Genomic DNA, 19,781 nt, shown 5'->3' with positions numbered 1-19,781 from the left:
GACGGGATCGTTTTCCGACGCGCCATTGTTTCCGCAAGTTACATAATTAACAAAAACACGACAGCCCGCCCTTCTGGCCAGGGCCGCCTTGACGGAGACAATCGATGAGCACCGCGAACTCTGCGCGCCGTTTGGTGCGCGTGTCGGCGTGAACTACCTTTCCGCCCACGACGTCGTACAGTGCATCCGCTCCTGCCTGGAGGCTGGCGGCGAAGACGCGGGTGCGCTGTTCGCCCGCGCCGGGCTGGCCGATTTCGAGGAGAGCGCCGCGCAGGCCCCCGACCTGCTGGCGCTCTCGGACCAGTTCAGCCTGCTGTGGGAGGCGCTGGCCGCGGCGGCCGGCGACCCGCTGCTGGGCTTTCGCATCTTCCCACCCGACCCGCTCAGCTGGCTCGGCGCGCTCGGCCACCTGATGCTGGCCGCGCCCACGCTCAAGAACGCGGCCGACAGCCTGATGCGCTACCTGCCGCTGTTCTCGCCGATCGTGCGCGCCACCATCGAGCCGACCGGCGAGCACACCCGCGTCGGCCTGCACCTGATCGGCAGCGCGCGCCCGGTGCCGCAGCAGCGCTACGACTTCACCTGGAACCTGCTGCTGTCCACGCTGCGCTTTGTCGCGGGGCGCCCGGCGCTGCGCCCGGCCCTGGTCGAATACGCCTATCCGGCGCCGGCCGCGAGCAGCCAGTACGAGCAGCGCTTCGGCTGTCCGGTACGCTTCGGCGCGCCCGGCAACGCGCTCCAGTTCGCCAACGCCGACCTGCTGGCGCCGATCCCCACCGCCAGTCCGCTGGCCGCCGCCGGGCTGACCCGGCTGCTGGACGAGAAGCTGGCCGTGGCCGAGCGCAGCAGCGTGGCGGCGCGGGTGCGCGCACTGCTGCCGGCCATGATCGACGAGGGCGCCGCGCTGGTGCGCGAGACGGTGGCGCGGCGCCTGGCGATCAGCGAGCGCACGCTGCAGCGCCGGCTGGCCGACGAAGGCACCGATTTTTCGACGCTGCTGGACGAGGTGCGACGCGCGATCGCGCAGCAGCAGCTGGGCAGCGACAAGACCAGCCTGAAGCACCTGAGCTACAAGCTCGGCTTTGCCGACCCCAGCGCCTTCCACCGGGCCTGCCTGCGCTGGTTCGGCAAGGCGCCCAAGGAACTGCAGCTGGCCAGCCGCGCTAATGCCCCCACAGCCGCAACTGTCCCTGCATCGTCATCTCGCCGTTCAGGATGAAGCGGCCAAGGCTGCTGGTGACGGGCGCACGCGGGTCGGCCTGCACGCTGAGCGACTCGAAGCCGGCGTCGGTGAACCGGGTCGAACCGGGCAGGCCAATGGCCACGTAGGCGCTGCCGTCCGGCGCCGTGTGCGCCGAGATGTTCAGGCCCACCATCTGCACCACGCCCGACAGGTTCCTGACCACGGTGTAGGTAGTCCTGCCGTCCACCTGCTGGCCGAGCCACAAACGGCTGTCGCCGCTGCCGCCGTCGGCCCCGGGCGTATTCAGCTCGAGCCGCACCGCAAAGCTCACGCCGTCGCGCCCTGCCACCTGCGCCAGTTCGCCCTCGTCGAGCGGCCTGGGGCCGGCCAGCGCGCCTGCCGCGGCCGCGCACAACAGCACCGTGCAAGCGTAGCGCTTCATTGGCGGAACTTGATGTCCAGGTACTGCAGCTGGATCGCGCCGATGCGCGACGACCCCAGGTCCACCGCGCCGCCCACATCGCTGCGAAAGCCGATGTTCGAGATCTGCAGCGTGCCGGACGGCGCGCCTTGCGCGTCGGGCCAGCCGATCCCGATATGCAGGCTTGGATTGCCCGCCGCGTCGGTGCGCGCGTTGAAGATGCCCGGCTGGCTGGTGATGTCGGCGACCTTCCACGGCGCCACCGGGTCGGCGCCGTCGTTGGCGGCGCCAATGCGCAGGCCCGACAGCACCATCGTCTCACCTGGCGCGTCGCGCCCGTTCGGCTGCAGGGTCAGGCTACCCAGCGTCGCGCGCAGCGAGTAGCCGAACGCCAGCCCCTCGTCCGCCTGCGGGGTGGACCACTGCAGCGCGCCGCCGAACAGGGTCAGGTCCTTGAGCATCACGCAGCCGCCGTAGGCGTCGCGTCCGCCGGCGCGCACGCTGAAGTCGAACGCGGCCTGCCACACCTCCAGCCCGGCCGCATTGGCCGGCCGCGCCAGCGTGATGATGTCGGCCATGCCGGGCGCGCCCTTGAGCACGTCCAGGCGGTACGGGTCGGCGAACGGCGCGCCGGTATTGTCCGAGCGCGAGGCGCTGAAGCTGGAGATGGCAAAGCCGCTGCTGTTGTCGCCGGTGGTGTAACGCAGCTCGGCATTGCCGCCGATCGCAAACCCGGACAGGTTGAAGCTCATGCCGTCGCGCCCGGACACCTTGGCCAGCGCGCTGTCGGGCAGGCGCTCGAGCGCGCACGCGGCGGCCGGGACCGATAGCAACAGGAGCAGCAGGCGCTTCATCGTCCCGGCGGCAGGTTGGGCGGCAGCGCGCCGTTCACGGTCAGCGCGGTGAGCTTGTCGCGCCAGTTGAGCCAGACCCCGGCCTGCGCCGTCGTCAGCGCCGGCATGCCGGGCGCGGACGGGAACTGCACCGGCGCCTTGAGCACCGCGATCCAGAAGTCGCGGCTTGGCCCGTTGGCGTCGCCCGCGGTCACCGCGCCCACCTGCGACAGCGACAGCGTGCAGGTGGCGCAATTGCCATCCCAGCGCTTGCCGCCGCCGGGATCGTTGAGTGTATCGACCACGCCGGCCGCGCCGCCGTCGATGCGCAGCGCCCCGGACAGGGTCGCGATGCGCATGCCGATGTCGCCCGCGATGCCGTCGAAGCCCAGGCGCATGCCGATCACTTCGCGCACGCCCGCCGTGGCCGTGTCGCGATAGACGAATTCAAAGTACGGGTTGGTGATGTGGACCAGCCGCCGCGCATCGCCCGCGTCGCTGCGCCCGAACTGCAGCGCGCCGATGTCCAGGTCGGCGCCGCCGCCGTTGCGCGCGGCCCAGGTGTACTCGCCCATGCGCATCTGGTACAGGTTGGCGCTCAGCGTCACGTCGGCGTCCAGGCCGATGCGGGTGAAATCGAAGCCGTTCAGGCTGCTGTTGGACACCGTGAACAAGCCCTGCCCGTGCACCGCGCCCAGTTCGGCGTCGGACAGCGGCCGCAGCTGGGCCCGGGCAGCCGGCGGCGCGGCCAGCGTCACGCAGGCGAGCAGGGACGCGGCAAGCCGCATCGCACGGGTGCGAAGTGTCGGAACACGCATCGGCAGTGGTGGTTGACGAGGTAGGAACAACGGCCCGCGGTTGTGCCACGGGCCGTCGCGCTGCTTAGTGCGCCCAGATGTAGACGCTGCTGCCTTGCAGCTTGATGTCGTTCATGGCCATGGCGCCGAACGAGGCGTTCGAGCCACCCATCGAGATGCCGCCCACCGACACGTTCAGGCCGTTGGCAGCTGCCACCGCGATTTTCGGGATCGCGATCTTGACCACGTCGCCACCGCCGTAGAAGGCCTGCAGCGCGGCGCCCTGGGCGGCAGCGGCCGGGGTTTGGCCCATGGTGGTCGGGTCGATCACGCCCAGCGTGCTGCCGTAGGCGTCGGCCATGAAGGAGGTGCCGTTGATCACGTCCAGGGTCATCGCGAACGTGCCGTTGATGCCGATGTTCTTGAAGCTGACCGAGGCGTTTTCGGTGGTGTTGGTGTACTTGAACTCGCCGATGTTCATATGCAGGTCGGCAGCGATCGAGACGCCGTCCTGGCCCGAGACCTTGGACAGCTCCTTGTCCGCGATCGGCGTCATGGCCGAGGCGTAGGCGGTGAACGAGGACACGACGGCGGCGAGAGCCAGTTTGTTCAGCAGTTTCATTGTTATCTCCATGGTTGTTGTAATTGCTACGATGGGACTGTGCCCGGCTCCCGGCACGATCCGCGCGTGTCCGATCCCGGCTTGTGGCCTTCTCCGAGGCGGTCCGGTGGGAGCGAGTTGCTCTTAATCAAAAGCCAATTAAGAATGACCATGTTATAACTGCCGTGTTGAAAAATGCATCGGCACACGCTGGCGGCAGAAGCCAAATGGATGGCTTGCCGAGCCACGCGCGCGGCAGGCGCGAAAAAAAACCCGCTGTCGCGAAACAGCGGGTTTTTTGTGCAGTGCGGCAGCTTACGCGGCTTCGCGGCTGGCCTTCTTGCGCTCGTGCTCTTTCAGGTGGCGCTTGCGCAGGCGGATGCTCTTCGGCGTGATCTCGACCAGCTCGTCGTCCTCGATGAACTCGACCGCGTACTCCAGCGACAGCTGGATCGGCGGCACCAGGCGCACGGCTTCGTCGGTGCCCGAGGCGCGCACGTTGGTCAGCTGCTTGCCCTTGACCGGGTTGACCACCAGGTCGTTGTCGCGCGAGTGGATACCGATGATCATGCCCTCGTACACCGGGGTGTTGTGCTCGACGAACATGCGGCCGCGATCCTGCAGCTTCCACAGCGCGTAGGCGACGGCGGCGCCGTCTTCCTGCGAGATCAAGACGCCGTTGCGACGGCCGGCCAGCTCGCCCTTGCCGTTATCGACCGGGGCGTAGGCATCGAACACGTGGCTCATCAGGCCGGTGCCGCGGGTCAGGGTCATGAAGTCGCCCTGGAAGCCGATCAGGCCACGCGCCGGAATGCGGTACTCGAGGCGCACGCGGCCCTTGCCGTCCGGTTCCATGTTCTGCAGGTCGCCACGGCGGCGGCCCAGCTCTTCCATCACGCCGCCCTGGTTCACTTCTTCCACGTCCACGGTGAGCAGCTCGTACGGCTCGCACTTGACGCCGTCGATGTCCTTGAACACCACGCGCGGGCGCGACACGGCCAGCTCGAAGCCTTCGCGGCGCATGTTCTCCAGCAGGATCGTCAGGTGCAGCTCGCCGCGGCCCGACACTTCGAAAATGGTGTCGTCGTCGGTCGGCAGCACGCGCAGCGCCACGTTCGATTTCAGTTCGCGGTCGAGGCGGTCGCGCAGCTGGCGGCTGGTCACGAACTTGCCTTCGCGGCCGGCCAGCGGCGAGGTGTTGACCATGAAGTTCATGGTCAGGGTCGGTTCGTCCACCGTCAGCATCGGCAGCGCTTCCGGGGTGTCCGGCGCGCACACGGTCGAACCGATGCCGATTTCTTCGATACCGTTGATCAGCACGATGTCGCCGGCGACGGCTTCATCGACCAGCACGCGCTCCAGGCCCTTGAAGTTGAGCACCTGGTTGATGCGGCCCTTGATCGGGGTCGCGTCAGGGCCGTTCATGATGACCACGTCCTGGCCGGCCTTGATGCGGCCGCGGCTGATGCGGCCGATGCCGATCTTGCCCACGTACGACGAGTAGTCGAGCGAGGTGATCTGCATCTGCAGCGGGCCGTCCGGGTTGTCGTCGCGCACCGGCACGTATTTCAGGATCGCTTCGAACAGCGGCTTCATGTCGCCGTCGCGCACGTCTTCGGTCAGGCCGGCGTAGCCGTTCAGGCCCGAGGCGTAGATGACCGGGAAGTCGAGCTGCTCATCGGTGGCGCCGAGCTTGTCGAACAGTTCGAAGGTCTGGTTGATCGCCCACTCGGCGCGCGCGCCCGGACGGTCGATCTTGTTGAGCACGACGATGGGCTTCAGGCCCAGCGCCAGCGCCTTGCGGGTCACGAAGCGGGTCTGCGGCATCGGGCCTTCCTGGGCATCGACCAGCAGCAGCACCGAGTCCACCATCGACAGCACGCGCTCGACCTCGCCGCCGAAGTCGGCGTGGCCCGGGGTGTCGACGATGTTGATGTGGGTGCCTTCGTACTCGACCGCGCAGTTCTTCGACAGGATGGTAATGCCGCGTTCCTTCTCGAGGTCGTTCGAGTCCATGACGCGGGTATCGACCTGCTGGTTTTCGCGGAAGGTGCCCGACTGGCGCAGCAGCTGGTCGACCAGGGTCGTCTTGCCGTGGTCAACGTGGGCGATGATTGCGATATTACGAATCGCGCGTTTGGTCTCTGACATTGTCTATCCAGGTGAGATTGTTGCGGGTGTACGAAGGGCCGTACGTGCTGCCAATTTCGGAAACCGGCTAGTATAGCACGGATACGGCCATCACTGCATCGCAGCACAGAAAAAGCCGTGGATTTTCAACGGCTTGCGGATGCGCCGCCACAGCAGGGGGCCAATCGCACGGCAGCCGCGTCCAGTTTCGCGCCGGCGCGTGACAATTTCACCAAAGGATTACAGGATGTAAATGCCGTTGCAGCGGGCTCGTCCATATCGCAAGTTATCGCGACAACAACCTGCGAAAGGCCCTGTCATGAGACGCTCGATCGGCACCACCCCTGCGCTGGCGTTCGTATTTGTCCTGCTTGCAGCCTGCAGCACCAGTCCCCCCGCGCCCAGCCCGGCGCCGGCGCCGCCTGCGGCCGGCAGCGATGGGCAGTTTGCGCGCGCCCGCGAGATGCGCGCCCTGGCCCTGACCCGGACCGAGCGCATTGCGGTCACTGGCGCCCGGTACAGCCCGGCGCCGTTTCTCGTGCCGGGCAACCGGTTCGCGACCAGCGCGCCGAACAAGCCGCTGCTGGTGGCCGAGCACCCGGTCTCCACCTTCAGCGCCGACGTCGACACCGCCTCGTACGCCTATCTGCGCCGCGTGCTGACCGAGGGCCGGGTCCCGTCGCCCGACGCCGTGCGCGTCGAGGAGATGGTCAACTACTTCCCCTACCAGTACAGCGCGCCGCGCGGCCGCGGCGAGCCGTTCGCGGTCACCACCGAGGTCATGCCGAGCCCATGGAACCCGGGGAACCAGCTGGTGCATATCGGCGTGCGCGGGTTCGACCTGCATGCAGCCGAACGGCCGCGCGCCAACGTCGTGCTGCTGGTGGACGTGTCGGGCTCGATGCAGTCGGGCGACCGGCTGCCGCTGCTCAAGCAGGGCTTTCACCTGTTCGCCAGCCAGCTGCGCGACGACGACCAGGTGGCCATCGTCACCTACGCCAGCGACACCCGCGTGGCGCTCGAGCCGACGCCGGGCAAGGACAAGCAGAAGATACTCGCCGCGATCGAGGCGCTGCGGGCCGGCGGCAGCACGTCCGGTGGCGAGGGGCTGCAGCGCGCCTATGCGCTCGCCGAGAGCAACTTCGACGCGAAGGCCGTGAACCGCGTGATCCTTGCCACCGACGGCGACTTCAACGTCGGCATCACCGATCCGCGCCAGCTGGAACAATTCATCGCGTCCAGGCGCAAGGCCGGGGTCTACCTGTCCGTGTTCGGCGTTGGCGAGGGCAACCTGAACGACGCGCTGATGCAGCGCCTGGCCCAGTCGGGCAACGGCCAGGCAGCCTACATCGATTCCCTGCTCGAAGCGCGCAAGGCCATGGGCGATGCGCTCGGTTCGACCATGTTCCCGATCGCGAACGACGTCAAGCTGCAGGTCGAATTCAATCCCGGGCAGGTGCAGGCCTATCGCCTGATCGGTTACGAAACCCGCATGCTCGATCGCCAGGACTTCAACAACGACAAGGTCGACGCCGGCGACATGGCGGCCGGCCACACGGTCACCGCGATCTACGAGATCACGCCGGTTGGCGCAAGCACGGGCAGCGTCGATCCGCTGCGCTACGGCGGCGCGCGCGCCACGCCGGCGGCGGGTGCAAAGGGCGACGAGCTTTGCTACGTCAAGCTGCGCTACAAGCTGCCGGGCGAAGCGTCCAGCCGGCTGGTCGAACATGCGGTGCGCGCGGCAGCGGCGCGCAAGGGCCTGGACGCGGTGCCGGACGAGCAGCGCTTCGCGGTCGCCGTTGCCGCATTCGGCCAGCGCCTGCGCGGCGAACCCCAGCTGGCCGACTACAGCTACGCCGACATCGCCACGCTGGCCAACTCGGCGCGCGGCACGGACCCCGACGGCTACCGCGCCGAGTTCGTCAGGCTGGTCCGCATGGCCGATGCGCTCAGCACGGCCGGTTCGCTCAGCCAGCGCTAAGCCCGGGCCGCCGGCCGTGCTTACGCCTTGTCGAGCGCGGCCAGCGCCTTGCCGATGCTGGCGCGCTGCGCCTCGTCCTTGCTCGCTTCGCGCAGCGCCTGCAGCGCCTGGCGATGCGCCACGGCCAGCGCCTGCTTCTCGTCAGCCGCAACGTCCGGCGGCACGCCAACGCCGTCCCAGCTCTTGCCGGTGACCGGGCTGACCGACTCGCCGATCGGCACCGACAGCAGGTAGTCGTTGGCGACGGCTACCAGCTCGTTGGGGTTGCCGCCGCCACGCGTGGTGGCGCCCACCAGCGTGGCGCGCTTCAGGCTTTGCAGGGCGTAGGCGAACGCCTCGCCTGCCGAGAAGGTCCGGTTGGACGTGAGCACGTACACCGGCTTGTCCAGGTAGCGCCTGCCGGGCACATAGGCCTGCGTGAACATGTGCTCCGTGCCGCGGCCGCGCATGCGCAGCTCCATCAGGTCCATCGATCCGTCGAGCAGGTAGCTGGCCAGCAGCTGCATCGCTTCGCCGCCGCCGCGGTTGTTGCGCAGGTCGATGATGAGGGCGTCGGTGTTGGCCAGGAAGCCCATCGCCGCCGCGATCGTCTCGCCGCAGAGCTGGCCGTTGTCGTGAAATTCGATGACGTCCAGGTAGCCCACGTTCCCCGGCAGGACCTCGACCTTGCGCAGTCCGTAATTCTCGCGCCGCTCCTTGTCGCGCTGCGCCGGCGTGCTGACAAAGGCTGCCGGGCGCATCGCCTGGGCGTTGGCCTGGTGCTGCAGCGACATGTGCTTGTCGTGAGTGACTTCCTGCAGGTGTCTGGTCAGCAGCGTGGCGAACGCCTGCTCGTCGGCGGCGCCGGCGTAGTCTCCCGCATTCTGGTGGCGGCGCACGTTCTGCTCGATCGCGTCAAAGCGGTCGGGGAAGACGTAGTCGGCCTTGATGCGCGCAAGCGTCTCGTCGATAACCGCATCGCGCGAAACAGGCGCGGCGTGAAGGGTCGGGGCAAGTGCCACGATGGCGGCCGCGAGGGCCAGGGAACGCAGTTGCATGGGCAGTCTCCAGAAAATGTGGGTGTTCCACTTTTTGCAAGAGCCATGCCAGCCTGTCCTTACAGGGAAAAGCCGCGCGTGCCGCCGTCCGCGGACGCATGCATATCGCGTCCGCCGGACAGCGCGGACAAAGCTATGCCGAAGGCGCCGCCGCGACCAGGCGCTCGGGCGCGAGGATCGCATACTCGGCAAGGAGGCCGGTGCCAAGCAGCCGGCCCTGATGGTAGATGCGCACGCGGCCCAGTTCTGCCGGCACCACCACCGCCGGCTCCTTGCCCAGCGCAAGCCGCTGGCCGTGCAGGAAGCGCCTCGCCAGTTCGTCGGTCAGGTCCACGCGCGGGAACGAGGACAGCAGCGCGTCGACCGGCGCGAGCAGCGAGCGCGGGTCGGGATGGGACTGCAAGTGATCGAGCGTGATCATGTGTTCGGCCTTGAGAGCGCCCACGCCAATGCGGCGCAGCGCCGTCAGGTGTGCGCCGCAGCCCAGCGCCGCGCCGATGTCCTCGCCCAGCACGCGCACATAGGTGCCCTTGCTGCAGGTGACGCGGATCTTCAGGAACGGCGCCTCGTAGCCGATGAAATCGAGCCCGTGGATGGTGACTGGCCGCGCCTCGCGCTCGAGCGTGACGCCTTCGCGCGCGTATTCGTACAGCGCCTTGCCGTCGCGCTTCAAGGCCGAGTACATCGGCGGCACCTGCATGATCGGGCCGCGAAAGCGCGCCAGCGCCGCTTCGATTTGCTCGATCGTCACGTCCACCTCGCGGCCTTCGACCACGGTCCCTTCGGTATCGCCGGTGGTGGTCATCACGCCCAGGTGCACGGTCGCCTCGTAGGTCTTGTCCGCTTCCAGCAGGTCCTGCGAGAACTTGGTCGCTTCGCCAAAGCACAGCGGCAACAGGCCCGTTGCGAACGGGTCGAGCGTGCCGGTGTGGCCGGCCTTTTTGGCGTTGAGCACGCGCTTGGCCTTGATCAGCGCGTCGTTGGACGACAGGCCGACCGGCTTGTCCAGCAGGAGCACGCCGTCCACCATCTCGCGTGCTTTTTTGAACGGGCGCTCGCTCACTCGGTATCCGCGTCGTTGTCGGCGTCTTCCTGCGGCCGCGTGGTGGCCATCGCCTGGTCGATCAGGGCCGACATGGCCATGCCGCGCATGGTCGAGGTGTCGTGGATGAAGTGCAGCTGCGGCAGCGTATGGATGTGCAGACGCTTGCCGAGCTGGTTGCGCAGGAAGCCGGCCGCCTTGGTCAGGCCGTCCAGCGTGGCGCGCACCGCTTCCGGGCTGTCCTTGAGCAGCGTGAAGTAGACCTTCGCGTGCGCGTAGTCGGGCGTGACCTGCACTTCGGTGAGCGTGACCATGCCCACGCGCGGGTCCTTCAGCTCGAAGCTGATGATCTCGGACAGGTCGCGCTGGATCTGGTCCGCCACGCGCTGGCCGCGCTGGGGGATGCTTTTGCTGTGTTTTGCCATGTTGTGACTACTTATTGTTATCTCTCGCGCCGTCGTTCCCGCGCAGGCGGGAACCCATGCTGAGCTTGCGGCAACGGCAAACGTTGCTGATCTGCGAACTCAGCATGGGTCCCCGCCTTCGCGGGGACGACGTATCATCTGCTGATGAATAAAACTTGGGGCCAGGAAGCCACCAAGCTCCCTGACCCCAGATGGTACTCCTAAGACCGTGCTTAGAGCGTACGGGCCACTTCCTGGATCTCGAACACTTCCAGCTGGTCGCCCACCTGGATGTCGTTGTAGTTCTTCAGCGAAAGGCCGCACTCGAGGCCGGCGCGCACTTCCTTGACGTCGTCCTTGAAGCGCTTGAGCGAATCGATCTCGCCGGTCCACACCACCAGGTTGTTGCGCAGCAGACGCACCGACGAGGTACGCTTGACCACGCCGTCGGTGACCAGGCAGCCTGCCACCGCGCCGACCTTCGACACCAGGATGACCTGGCGAATCTCGACCTGGCCGGTGACGTGCTCGCGCTTCTCCGGCGCCAGCATGCCCGACATCGCCGCCTTGATCTCGTCGATCGCATCGTAAATGATGTTGTAGTAGCGGATATCGACGCCGTTGGCCTCGGCCAGCTTGCGCGCCGACGCGTCGGCACGGGCGTTAAAGCCGATGATGACCGCCTTCGACGCAACCGCCAGGTTGACGTCCGACTCGGAGATGCCGCCCACGGCTGCGTGCACGATCTGCACCCGCACTTCCGAGGTCGACAGCTTCTGCAGCGAGCCCACCAGCGCTTCCTGCGAACCTTGCACGTCGGCCTTGATGATGAGCGGCACGTTCTTGACTTCGCCTTCGGCCATCTGGTCGAACATGCTCTCCAGCTTGGCTGCTTGCTGCTTGGCCAGCTTGACGTCGCGGAACTTACCTTGACGGAACAGGGCGATTTCGCGCGCCTTGCGCTCGTCGGCCATCACCATCGTCTCTTCGCCAGCCTGCGGCACTTCGGTCAGGCCCTGGATCTCGACCGGGATCGACGGACCGGCTTCGGCCACCGACTTGCCGTTCTCGTCCAGCATCGCACGCACCCGGCCGTACGAGGAACCGGCAAGCACGATGTCACCGCGCTTGAGGGTACCCGACTGCACCAGGATGGTGGCGACCGGGCCGCGGCCCTTGTCCAGACGGGCCTCGACCACCAGGCCCTTGGCCGGCGCGTCGGTCGGCGCCTTCAGTTCCAGCACTTCGGCCTGCAGCAGCACGTTTTCCAGCAGGTCGTCGATGCCCTGGCCGGTCTTGGCCGACACCGGCACGAACGGCGAATCGCCACCGTATTCTTCCGGCACCACGCCTTCGGCCACCAGCTCCTGGGTCACGCGGTCGGTGTTGGCGCCTTGTTTGTCGATCTTGTTGATCGCCACCACCAGCGGCACGCCGGCCGCCTTGGCGTGGGCAATCGCTTCCTTGGTCTGCGGCATCACGCCGTCGTCCGCCGCCACCACCAGGATGACGATGTCGGTCGCCTTGGCACCGCGGGCACGCATGGCGGTGAACGCCTCGTGGCCCGGGGTGTCCAGGAAGGTGATCATGCCGCGCGGGGTGTCCACGTGGTACGCACCGATGTGCTGGGTAATGCCACCGGCTTCGCCCGCCGCCACCTTGGCGCGGCGAATGTAGTCCAGCAGCGAGGTCTTGCCGTGGTCAACGTGGCCCATGACGGTGACCACCGGAGCGCGCGGCTTGGCTTCGTACTGGGTCTGTTCGCCCTGCTCGGCCAGGATCGCTTCCGGATCGTCCACCGCGGCGGCGTGCGCCTTGTGGCCCATTTCCTCGACCACGATCATGGCGGTTTCCTGGTCCAGCACCTGGTTGATGGTGCACATCTGGCCCAGCTTCATCAGCTGCTTGATGACCTCGGAGGCCTTGACCGCCATCTTGTGCGCCAGTTCGGCCACGGTGATGGTCTCGGGCACGTACACGTCGTGCACGATCGCCTCGAGCGGGGCCTGGAAGTTCGACTCGCGGTCCTCGCCATGGCCACGGCGGCCCTTGGCGCCACCGCGCCAGCCATCGCGGCCGGCCGGCACTGCCGCGCCGCGGGTCTTGATGCCGGCGCCGCGTTTCTTGTCGTCCGACCAGGTCGACGCCACGTTGGCCGACTTGATCGACTTCTTGTCGGCGCCTTTCTTGGGCGCTGCCTCGGCGGCTTTCTTCTCGGCCGGCTTGTGCAGCGTGCCTTCGGCGGCCTTCGGCTTGGCGGCCACCGGGGCCGGGGTCGGCTCGGGCGCCTTGATGACGCGGCGCGGCTGCGACATCATGGCGCGGATCTGCGCCACCTCGTCGGCCACGGCCTTGCGTGCGCGCTCGGTTTCGGCGGCGCGCTCGGCAGCTTCCTTGGCGGCGGCGGCAGCCACGCGCTTGGCTTCCTCGTCCTCGGCCTTGCGCGCCGTCTCGCTCTTGGCGGCGGCAGCGCCGGCGGCCTCGGCCGCGCGGCGCTCGGCTTCGCGCTTGGCGGCGGCTTCGGCGTCGCGCCTGGCTTGTTCTTCGGCAGCCTTGGCCTGGGCGGCCTTCTCGGCTTCCAGCTTGGCCAGGCGCTCCTGCTTCTCGCGCAGCTCGGCTTCCTGGCGTGCGATCAGCTCGCTCTGGCGGCGCGCCTCTTCCTCGCGGCGCGCCTGCTCGGCGGCGTCGGCGACGGGTGCGGCGACCGGCTCGGCCGGCTTGGCAGCGGCCGTGGTCAGCTGGTCGTCACGCTGCACGAAGGTGCGCTTCTTGCGTACTTCGACCTGGATCGTGCGGCTCTTGCCGGTGGCGTCGGCCTGCTTGATCTCGGTGGTTTCCTTGCGCGTGATCGTGATCTTCTTCTTCTCGGTTTGCGCGCCGGCGCCGTGGGTACGGCGCAGGTGGTTCAGCAGCTTGTCCTTATCATCTTTCGACAAGGGATCTGACGTCGAACTTTTCTCGACGCCAGCAGAACGCAGCTGAGTCAGCAGCAGGTCTGCAGGCATCTTCAGTTCGGTGGCAAATTGGGCTACGTTGTTACTCGCCATTCAGTCCTCTTTTCTATGTGTCGCGACAGATGATAAAGATTTGTTGCTTACGCCTTGGCGGTGGCTTCCACCTGGCTCCAGGCTTTCGCCTGCAGCCCCTTGGCACGGTCGTCGTACTTCGCGTCGACCAGCTTCATCTCGTCGTCGGTCACATCATTAAACTCGTTCTTGATCAGTTCGCGGGCGCGTTCGATCGGCAGCGCCAGGATGGCGCCGAATTCGTCGTAGGCCAGGCCTGCGAATTGTTCGAGCGTCTTGATGCCTGCCAGGCCAAGCTTGCCGGCGGTGGTGCGGTCCATGCCTTCCAGGTTGACCAGATCGTCGTCCATGCCCTCCAGGCCTTCCTCGGAGGCGATCGCTTCGGTCACCAGCGCGTCGCGGGCGCGAGTGCGCAGTTCGTTGACGGTGTCTTCGTCGAACGACTCGATATCGAGCATCTCGGAAATGGGGACGTAGGCGATTTCTTCAAGGCTGGCAAAGCCCTCTTCCACCAGGATGTCGGCCACTTCCTGGTCCACATCCAGCTTTTCCATGAACAGCGCGCGGATCGCGGCGGTCTCTTGCGCGACCTTGTTGGCCGACTCTTCGGCGGTCATGATGTTGATCTTCCAGCCGGTCAGCTCCGAGGCCAGGCGCACGTTCTGGCCCGAACGGCCGATCGCGATGGCCAGGTTCTCTTCGTCCACCACCACGTCCATCGCGTGCTTCTCTTCGTCCACCATGATCGACGAGACGTTGGCCGGGGCCAGCGCGCCGATCACGAACTGGGCCGGGTCTTCCGACCACAGCACGATGTCCACGCGTTCGCCGCCCAGCTCGCCGGTGACGGCCTGCACGCGCGAACCGCGCATGCCCACGCAGGTGCCGATCGGGTCGATGCGCTTGTCGGCGGTGTACACGGCGATCTTGGCGCGCACGCCCGGGTCGCGCGCGGCCGACTTGATCTGCAGCAGGCCCTGCTCGATCTCGGGCACTTCCAGCTCGAACAGCTTCATGATGAATTCCGGCGCGGTGCGCGACAGGATCACCTGCGGGCCGCGCATGTTGCGGTCCACGCGCAGGATGAACGCGCGCACGCGGTCGCCGATGCGCAGGTTTTCCTTCGGGATCATCTGGTCGCGCGGCAGGCGCGCCTCGATCTTGCCCGACTCGACGATCGCATCGCCGCGTTCCATGCGCTTGATGGTGCCGGTCACCAGCGCGTCGCCGCGCTCGAGGAAGTCTTGCAGGATCTGCTCGCGCTCGGCGTCGCGCACGCGCTGCAGCACGACCTGCTTGGTGTCCTGGGCGAAGCGGCGGCCGAACTCGACCGACTCGATCGGCTCTTCGATGTACTCGTCCACTTCGATGTCGGGGATCTGCTCCTTGGCTTCGAAGTGCAGGATTTCCTGGTCGGGCAGCTGCAGGCCGGCCTCGTCGGGGACGACGTGCCAGCGGCGGAAAGTCTCGAACTCGCCGGTTTCGCGGTCGATGGACACGCGGATGTCGACTTCGCCTTCATAGCGTTTTTTGGTCGCCTGCGCCAGGGCGAACTCGAGCGCCCCGAAGACGACTTCCTTATCGACGTTTTTTTCGCGCGCGAGCGCATCAACCAATAACAAAACTTCGCGACTCATGCTTTGCGACTCCTAAAATCCACCTGCGGCACCAAGCGTGCCTTGTCCAATTCGGCGAGCGTAAATTCCAACAACGCCGGCCCATCCTTGCCTTCAAATTCCAAACCGATCTTGTCGCCTTCGGGCGCGTGCAAGATCCCGGTATAAGTCTTGCGGTTCGTGCCCGGCATCGCCACGCGCAGCTTGACCGTCGCCTCGTGCCCGGCAAAGCGGGCGAAGTCGGACAGCGTGCGCACCGGCCGGTCGAGCCCTGGCGAGGACACCTCGAGCCGTTCGTAATCCACGTTTTCCACGGTCAGCACGTGCGACAGCTGGTAACTGACGGTCGCGCAATCCTCGACCGTGATCGGGCCTTTTTCCTCGGCCACGGCGGCCGGGAAATCAATGTACACGCGCAAAATACCGCGCTCGCCCCGTTCCACATCGACCAGCTCGTAGCCCAGGCCGCTTACTGTCTTGGCGATCAATTCAAACTGCTGCACCGCACTTCTCCAGGGCGAAAAACCAATTCAACAAAAAAAAAATGGGCATCTGCCCATCTTTTTGTATTCCCAACCAGATGAAAGCACTTGCACCAAGAAAACGCTGGGAAGAACTTTGATTAGGCTGCGAATTATAACCAAAAACCGCACCAGCCGCAATCTGGGGCGTCCCAAATGAATAGATGCGGCGCGATTGTTGTTTTTATCACGCAAGATGACGCAATCGCCACGGCTGCCTGCCGCGCCGCCTCCTGCCCGTCGTCCCGGCCTGCGCCGGGATGACGTTGTTTGGCCGTATCGACAGGCCAGGTCAGCCGGACCGTTCAGTGTCCGTGACGCAGGACAGCCAGATCAACCGCGGCGGCCGCGGCGCGGCAGGCCGTGCTCGGAGCCGCGCGGCCCCTGCCCGCCGCGGCGGCCGCCGCCGGTGCCGGCAAAGCCGAACGTGGTCTGCAGCGGGTCCGGCTGGCGCGGACGGCCACCGCCACCACCGCCAGAGCGCCCCTGGCCCTGGCCCTGGCGCGCGCCGCCTTGCCCGGCGAACGGGTTGGCGCCACGGTTGCCCTTGCCTGCCGGACGCACACCCGGCAGGCCCGCCCCCGGCGCGGTGCCGACGCGCACCACCGGCGGCCCGAACGGGTCCACGTTGCGGTTGGCGTCGGCCCGGTCGATGCGGTTGCCGTCGGCGCGGCGCGGGTCCGGCCTGGCGCCCTTGGCGCCGTTCCTGCCCTTGTCGCCGGCGCCACCCTTCTTCTCGATCCCGACCGCGCTCATCAGGGCGCGCACCTCGTGCTCGTCCAGCTCTTCCCAGCGGCCGCGCTTCAGGCCGCTCGGCAGGGTCATCATGCCGTAGCGGGTACGGATCAGGCGCGAGACGGTCAGCCCGACTTGCTCGAACATGCGGCGCACCTCGCGGTTGCGGCCTTCGCCGATCACCACGCGGTACCACTTGTTGACGCCCTCGCCACCGCCATCTTGTACCTTGGAAAATGCGGCCGTGCCGTCGTCCAGCGGCACCCCGGCCAGCAACTTCTGGCGCATGCCCTCTTCCAGCTCGCCCAGCGTGCGCACCGCGTATTCACGCTCGATGTTGTAGCGCGGGTGCATCAGACGGTTGGCCAGGTCGCCGGAGGTGGTGAACAGCAGCAGGCCCTCGGTATTGAAGTCCAGGCGCCCGACGGCGAGCCATTTGCCGGTCTTCATCGTGGGCAGGCGGTCGAACACCGACGGGCGGCCTTCCGGATCGTCGTGGCTGACGATTTCGCCGGCCGGCTTGTGATACACCAGCACGCGCGGCGGCTTGGTCGAGACCTTGCGCTGGACCAGCTTGCCGTTGATGCGCACCGCATCGGTCGGCAGGATGCGCTGGCCGATGTGGGCCGGCTCGCCGTTCACCGACACGCGGCCGGCGATGATCAGCTCTTCCATGTCGCGGCGCGAGCCCAGGCCCGCTTCGGCCAGCACCTTGTGCAGCTTGGGCGCGTCGTCCTCGGCGGTCAGGTCGCGGCGCACCTTGGCCTTCGGCTGCGCGCCGCGGCCGCCTTCGCTGGCGTCGAACTCATCGGAGGTCACAAACGAGAACACGGCGTCGGCCTGATTGCCCTTGCCCTGCTGGGCGCCGCCCTTGGCCTGCTTGTTCCTGCCCTGCTTTTGCTTGCCTTGCTTGTGCTTGCCCGGCTTGGCCTTGGCGCCTGCCTGCTGCGGCTGCGGGGCCTGGTCGGCGCGCTCCTGGCGCTCCTCGGCCGCCGGCGCTTCGGCGCCCTGAACGCGCTGCGCTTCCTTGGCGCGGGCACTGCGCTGCTCGCGCATCTGGCGCGGGCCGCGGCCCTTCTTGCCGGCTTCCGGCGCCGGGGCCGCCTCGGGCGCCGGCTGCGGCGCCGCCGCCTCCTGCGCTACCGGCTTTTTGGCGGCGCGCCGGGGCTTGTCCGCTTGCGGCTGGTCGGCCTCGGGCTTGGCGCGCGTGCGCCGTTTCGGCTTGGCCTGCTCTGGCGCGCCAGTCTCCGCGGCGATGGTCTCGGTGGTGTCAACTTGATTCATCATTCGATTTCTTGGTTTTGCTGACTGGACGCCACCGCCATCTCGGGCTCGGGCGCACTGTCGGGAATCGGGACTTCAACGGGTGAAGTATCGTTTGCCGCCTGGTCCGGCGAGGCATCGCCGGGTTGCTCGAAGTTTTCCTGCAGCGCCGCTTCCAGCGCTTCGATGCTGCGCGCGTCGGGCAGTTCGGCCAGCGGCTGCAGCGGCGGCAGGCCGGACAGCGAGGACAGGCCGAGGTCGTCCAGGAACTGCCTGGTGGTGCCAAGCAAGGCCGGGCGTCCCACCACTTCGCGGTGGCCGACCACGTCGATCCAGCCGCGATCTTCGAGCATCTTGATCGTCTGCGAGTTCACCGCCACGCCGCGGATTTCCTCGATGTCGCCGCGCGTGACCGGCTGGCGGTAGGCGATGATCGCCAGCGTCTCGAGCGTGGCGCGCGAATACTTCGGCGGCTTTTCGTTCGACAGCCGGTCGAGGTATGGTTTCATCTCCGGCCGGCTCTGAAAGCGCCAGCCGGTCGCCAGCGCCACCAGTTCGACCCCGCGTCCTTGCCATTCCTGGCGCAATTCTTCCAGCAGGATCTTGATCTTGTCGGAGCCGATCCTGTCCTGCCCGCCCTCGGCGTCGTCGTCCCCGAACAGCTTTTTCATCGAATGGATCGACAGCGGCTCGCGCGCGCACAGCAAGGCGGTCTCGAGGACCTGTTTGGCCTCATCAATATTCATACGGTGTCGTCAGCGGATCAATCCAAATCGGGTGCGAAGAAAATATCAAACAAAACCCAGATTAACGAAAGCCAGACGCCGCTGCTCGCAGGGAGGCGCGCCATGGATACTGCCCGTTGAAACTGGATTTCCGTGGCCCGGTGTGAATGCCGGACAGAACGTTACTGGCGCCGGGACCTGGGCCCGGCCACATGGCAGCACCGCCAGGCGGGCTGCACGCCGTTGATTTTCAAGCGAAACGCGGAGCCCGGATGCGGCTGGGAGGCCAGGCTCCGACAGCGCACGGTGCGGGCGAACGACACCGTTTCTTCCAACTGGCGGCCATTGTACCCGATAAAACACGCAAACGGACAAGCCTCTTGCGACAACCCGGCAAATGTCAAGCGCCGAGTGCTTCCGCGAGGATCGCCGACACGCCGACGAAGGCCGGGTACGGCGCGGTGATCACGAAGGTCGGCACCTGGGCCAGGTAGTCGGCAAAGCGCCCCTTGGCCTCGAAGCGCTGGCGGAAGCACGAGCTGTCAAAGCGCGCCCCCAGCCGCGGCACGATGCCGCCGCCGATGTAGATGCCGCCCCGCGCGCCCAGGGTGACGGCCAGGTTGCCCGCCACCGTGCCGAGCATGCCGCAAAACGCTTCCAGCGCGCGGTCGCACAGGGCGCATTCGCCGGCCAGCGCGCGGCGCGAAATCTCCGGCGCATCCAGCGGCTCGGCCTGCCCGCCGGCGATGTGCGCCAGCGCCCGGTAAATCAGCTCGACCCCGGCGCCCGACAGCAAACGCTCGGCCGACACATGGCCGAATTCGCGCCACGCATATTGCAGGATCGCGACCTCTGCCTCGTTTGCCGGCGAAAACGTGACGTGGCCGCCTTCGCTCTGGAGCGCGGTGTAGCCCGCGTCCGCGGGAATCAGGCCCGACACGCCCAGGCCCGTGCCCGCGCCGAGCAGGCCAAGCGGGCTGCGTGCGCGCACGGTCCCGCCGCCGACCTGGCGCTTCTGATCCTGGTCCAGGTGCGGCAAGGCGCGCGCCAGCGCCGAAAAATCGTTCACCACCACCAGCGTGTCGAAGCCGCAGGCCTGGCGCAGCGCCTCGATCGAAAATTCCCAGTGGTGGTTGGTCATGCGCACCAGGTCGCCGTCCACCGGGTTGGCGATGGCCACCGCAGCGTGGCGCACCGGGCCGGTCGCGGCCACCCGAGGCAGCGCCAGGTAGGCGCGCACCGCCTCGGCCAGCGTGGGCCAGTCGCGGCAGGCGAGCACCTCGATCAGCCCGATGCGGCCCGGCCCGGTTTCGAGGGCGAAGCGCGCATTGGTCCCGCCGATGTCCGCCAGCAGGCGTGGGCCGCCGGCGTGAACGGGAACGGTATGCCGGGACGGCGCGGGATCGAGGTGGACGGTCATGGGGAGCTTACATACGGACAAGCCCCAACTTTAAGGATTTATT

16 protein-coding genes are annotated in these 19,781 nt (G+C 67.2%); 2 read left to right on the top strand and 14 right to left on the bottom strand.

All coding sequences use genetic code 11. The features are described 5' to 3' along the window. Positions 1-148: 148 nt before the first annotated feature. On the top strand, positions 149-1,219 hold the full coding sequence (locus tag NX773_RS09010; protein WP_258856012.1) for an AraC family transcriptional regulator: 1,071 nt from the start codon (positions 149-151) through the stop codon (positions 1,217-1,219). Here the strand turns inward: NX773_RS09010 and NX773_RS09005 are convergent. The 5 genes from NX773_RS09005 to typA form a co-directional block, all read right to left on the bottom strand. Then, a complete protein-coding gene (locus NX773_RS09005) occupies positions 1,164-1,625 on the bottom strand; it encodes a hypothetical protein (protein ID WP_258856011.1) in 462 nt (153 codons plus the stop codon). The two genes, NX773_RS09010 and NX773_RS09005, sit on opposite strands and share 56 nt — an antisense overlap. Beyond that, positions 1,622-2,458, bottom strand: a complete 837-nt coding sequence (locus tag NX773_RS09000) for a hypothetical protein (RefSeq protein ID WP_258856010.1) — start codon at positions 2,456-2,458, stop codon at positions 1,622-1,624. The genes NX773_RS09005 and NX773_RS09000 overlap by 4 nt, the downstream gene beginning before the upstream one ends. Next, positions 2,455-3,255, bottom strand: coding sequence for a hypothetical protein (locus NX773_RS08995; protein WP_258856009.1), 801 nt, complete (start codon positions 3,253-3,255; stop codon positions 2,455-2,457). Before NX773_RS08995 ends, NX773_RS09000 begins: the two co-directional genes overlap by 4 nt. Positions 3,256-3,319: 64 nt before the next feature. Then, on the bottom strand, positions 3,320-3,856 hold the full coding sequence (locus NX773_RS08990) for a DUF6160 family protein (protein WP_258856008.1): 537 nt from the start codon (positions 3,854-3,856) through the stop codon (positions 3,320-3,322). Between the two features lie 294 nt (positions 3,857-4,150). Further along, positions 4,151-5,986, bottom strand: coding sequence for a translational GTPase TypA (typA, locus tag NX773_RS08985; RefSeq protein ID WP_258856007.1), 1,836 nt, complete (start codon positions 5,984-5,986; stop codon positions 4,151-4,153). Positions 5,987-6,284: 298 nt separating this feature from the next. Between typA and NX773_RS08980 the strand changes: the two genes are divergently transcribed. Further along, positions 6,285-7,949, top strand: a complete 1,665-nt coding sequence (locus tag NX773_RS08980; protein ID WP_258856006.1) for a vWA domain-containing protein — start codon at positions 6,285-6,287, stop codon at positions 7,947-7,949. A gap of 20 nt (positions 7,950-7,969) precedes the next feature. Here NX773_RS08980 and NX773_RS08975 read toward each other — a convergent pair whose 3' ends face one another. The 9 genes from NX773_RS08975 to NX773_RS08935 form a co-directional block, all read right to left on the bottom strand. After that, positions 7,970-8,986, bottom strand: coding sequence for a S41 family peptidase (locus NX773_RS08975; protein WP_258856005.1), 1,017 nt, complete (start codon positions 8,984-8,986; stop codon positions 7,970-7,972). A gap of 133 nt (positions 8,987-9,119) precedes the next feature. After that, positions 9,120-10,016, bottom strand: coding sequence for a tRNA pseudouridine(55) synthase TruB (gene truB / locus NX773_RS08970; protein WP_258856715.1), 897 nt, complete (start codon positions 10,014-10,016; stop codon positions 9,120-9,122). A 29-nt stretch (positions 10,017-10,045) separates the two neighbouring features. Beyond that, positions 10,046-10,453 carry a 30S ribosome-binding factor RbfA gene (gene rbfA, locus NX773_RS08965; protein WP_258856004.1) on the bottom strand — a complete coding sequence of 136 codons (408 nt, stop codon included), beginning with the start codon at positions 10,451-10,453 and terminating at the stop codon, positions 10,046-10,048. Between the two features lie 212 nt (positions 10,454-10,665). Further along, entirely contained in the window at positions 10,666-13,479 is a 2,814-nt protein-coding gene (gene infB, locus NX773_RS08960; RefSeq protein ID WP_258856003.1) for a translation initiation factor IF-2, read from the bottom strand. A 47-nt stretch (positions 13,480-13,526) separates the two neighbouring features. Beyond that, a complete protein-coding gene (gene nusA / locus NX773_RS08955; RefSeq protein WP_258822691.1) occupies positions 13,527-15,095 on the bottom strand; it encodes a transcription termination factor NusA in 1,569 nt (522 codons plus the stop codon). Then, positions 15,092-15,577, bottom strand: coding sequence for a ribosome maturation factor RimP (gene rimP, locus NX773_RS08950; RefSeq protein WP_258822692.1), 486 nt, complete (start codon positions 15,575-15,577; stop codon positions 15,092-15,094). The genes nusA and rimP overlap by 4 nt, the downstream gene beginning before the upstream one ends. 351 nt (positions 15,578-15,928) lie before the next feature. Beyond that, positions 15,929-17,614 carry a 23S rRNA pseudouridine(2605) synthase RluB gene (gene rluB, locus NX773_RS08945; RefSeq protein WP_370662250.1) on the bottom strand — a complete coding sequence of 562 codons (1,686 nt, stop codon included), beginning with the start codon at positions 17,612-17,614 and terminating at the stop codon, positions 15,929-15,931. Next, a complete protein-coding gene (scpB, locus tag NX773_RS08940) occupies positions 17,614-18,339 on the bottom strand; it encodes an SMC-Scp complex subunit ScpB (protein WP_258856001.1) in 726 nt (241 codons plus the stop codon). The genes rluB and scpB overlap by 1 nt, the downstream gene beginning before the upstream one ends. A 379-nt stretch (positions 18,340-18,718) precedes the next feature. Further along, on the bottom strand, positions 18,719-19,738 hold the full coding sequence (locus NX773_RS08935) for a glucokinase (protein ID WP_258856000.1): 1,020 nt from the start codon (positions 19,736-19,738) through the stop codon (positions 18,719-18,721). Positions 19,739-19,781 lie beyond the last annotated feature (43 nt).

Source organism: Massilia solisilvae, assembly GCF_024753215.1.
In the GTDB taxonomy this organism is placed as follows: Bacteria; Pseudomonadota; Gammaproteobacteria; order Burkholderiales; family Burkholderiaceae_D; genus Telluria; species Telluria solisilvae.
Note: the sequence above shows the minus strand (reverse complement) of the source record. Positions and strands in the feature narration are given on the sequence as shown.

Coding starts and splice junctions, on each gene's coding strand:
- NX773_RS09005 (WP_258856011.1), bottom strand. CDS start 1,625: ATGAAGCGCTACGCTTGCACGGTGCTGTTGTGCGCGGCCGCGGCAGGC.
- NX773_RS09000 (WP_258856010.1), bottom strand. CDS start 2,458: ATGAAGCGCCTGCTGCTCCTGTTGCTATCGGTCCCGGCCGCCGCGTGC.
- NX773_RS08995 (WP_258856009.1), bottom strand. CDS start 3,255: ATGCGTGTTCCGACACTTCGCACCCGTGCGATGCGGCTTGCCGCGTCC.
- NX773_RS08990 (WP_258856008.1), bottom strand. CDS start 3,856: ATGAAACTGCTGAACAAACTGGCTCTCGCCGCCGTCGTGTCCTCGTTC.
- typA (WP_258856007.1), bottom strand. CDS start 5,986: ATGTCAGAGACCAAACGCGCGATTCGTAATATCGCAATCATCGCCCAC.
- NX773_RS08980 (WP_258856006.1), top strand. CDS start 6,285: ATGAGACGCTCGATCGGCACCACCCCTGCGCTGGCGTTCGTATTTGTC.
- NX773_RS08975 (WP_258856005.1), bottom strand. CDS start 8,986: ATGCAACTGCGTTCCCTGGCCCTCGCGGCCGCCATCGTGGCACTTGCC.
- truB (WP_258856715.1), bottom strand. CDS start 10,016: ATGGTGGACGGCGTGCTCCTGCTGGACAAGCCGGTCGGCCTGTCGTCC.
- rbfA (WP_258856004.1), bottom strand. CDS start 10,453: ATGGCAAAACACAGCAAAAGCATCCCCCAGCGCGGCCAGCGCGTGGCG.
- infB (WP_258856003.1), bottom strand. CDS start 13,479: ATGGCGAGTAACAACGTAGCCCAATTTGCCACCGAACTGAAGATGCCT.
- nusA (WP_258822691.1), bottom strand. CDS start 15,095: ATGAGTCGCGAAGTTTTGTTATTGGTTGATGCGCTCGCGCGCGAAAAA.
- rluB (WP_370662250.1), bottom strand. CDS start 17,614: ATGAATCAAGTTGACACCACCGAGACCATCGCCGCGGAGACTGGCGCG.
- scpB (WP_258856001.1), bottom strand. CDS start 18,339: ATGAATATTGATGAGGCCAAACAGGTCCTCGAGACCGCCTTGCTGTGC.
- NX773_RS08935 (WP_258856000.1), bottom strand. CDS start 19,738: ATGACCGTCCACCTCGATCCCGCGCCGTCCCGGCATACCGTTCCCGTT.